Genomic DNA, 1500 nt, shown 5'->3' with positions numbered 1-1500 from the left:
CGCGGATCGCCGTGGCTTCTTCCGGAGATCCTGCGCGCCACGTCCTGCTACCCCTTCTTCGCCGCCCTGCGGAAGGGCTTCTTGCCGCCTCCGCCCTTGGCTTCCTTTTCGGCGATCAGGGCGAGCGCCTCTTCCATCGTCACCGATTGCGGGTCCTTGCCCTTGGGCAGCGTCGCATTGACCTTTCCGTAATTGACATAGGGGCCATATTTGCCGTCGCGCACGACGATCTTGCCACCGCCATCGGGATGGTCGCCAAGCTCCTTCAGCGCCGCGGGCGTCGCGCCGTTGCGGCCGCCCTTGCCCTTCTGCTGCTTCTCGGCAATCACCGAGACGGCGCGGTTCAAGCCGACCGAGAACACATCCTCGATGCTTTCCAGATTGGCATAGGTGCCGTCATGCAGCACGAACGGGCCGTAGCGTCCAAGCCCGGCGGAGATCATCTTGCCGGTCTCGGGATGTTTTCCCACATCACGCGGAAGGGCCAGCAACGCCAGCGCCTTCTCGTGGTCGATGGACTCGGGCGTCCAGCCCTTGGGCAGGCTCGAGCGCTTGGCCTCCTTACCTTCGCCGCGCTGGATATAGGGGCCGAAACGGCCGCTCCTCAGCGTGATTTCCTCGGCGGTATAAGGGTCCTTGCCAAGCAACTTGACGCCGTCCTCGCCATTGCCGTTCTCGCCATTGGGATTGGCGGCGTCGCCGAGCTGGCGGGTGTAGGAACATTCCGGATAGTTCGAGCAGCCGACGAAGGCGCCGAACTTGCCGAGCTTCAGCGAGAGGTTTCCGGTGCCGCACTTCGGGCAGATACGCGGATTGGAACCGTCCTCGCGCTCCGGGAAGACAAGCGGCGCGAGCTCTTCGTTGAGCGCATCGAGCACGTCGGCGACACGCAGTTCCTTGATGTCGTCGACAGCGCCGGAGAAATCCTTCCAGAAGTCGCGCAGCACGTCCTTCCAGGCGAGCTTGCCGTCGGAAATCTCATCGAGCTTTTCCTCGAGCGAGGCGGTGAAGTCGTATTCGACATAGCGCTCGAAGAAGCTTTCGAGGAAGGCCGAGAGCAGCCGGCCCTTGGCCTGCGGCACCAGCTTGCGGCGGTCGATGGTGACGTAGTCGCGGTCCTCGAGCGTCTTCAGGATCGCGGTGTAGGTCGACGGCCGGCCAATGCCCAGCTCCTCCAGCTTCTTGATCAGCGAGGCCTCGGAATAGCGCGGCGGCGGCTCGGTGGTGTGCTGGGTGGCGTTGATCGCCTGGCGGGCAAGCTGCTCGCCGGAGCGGATCTCGGGCAGGCGGCGGCTCTCCTCGTCCTCCGCGTCCTCGTCCTTCTGGTCGGTATAGGCGGCGATGAAGCCATCGAAGCGGATGACCGAGCCGATCGCGCGAAGCTCCGCGGTGCGGGCGCCGTTGACCGCCTCGATCTCGACCGTGGTGCGCTCGATCTCGGCCGGCTGCATCTGGCTGGCGATGGCGCGCTTCCAGATCAGCTCGTAGAGGCGGGGCTGG

At 64.9% G+C, this 1500-nt stretch carries 1 protein-coding gene; it reads right to left on the bottom strand.

Annotated elements, in window-relative coordinates; all coding sequences use genetic code 11:
- Window positions 1-47 precede the first annotated feature (47 nt).
- A partial coding sequence (locus EOD07_RS34000; protein WP_206519646.1) for a topoisomerase C-terminal repeat-containing protein occupies window positions 48-1500 on the bottom strand: 1453 nt, incomplete at its 5' end.

The sequence above is a fragment of the Mesorhizobium sp. M2C.T.Ca.TU.002.02.1.1 genome, assembly GCF_003997225.1.
This window is presented reverse-complemented; position numbering and strand designations above follow the sequence as displayed.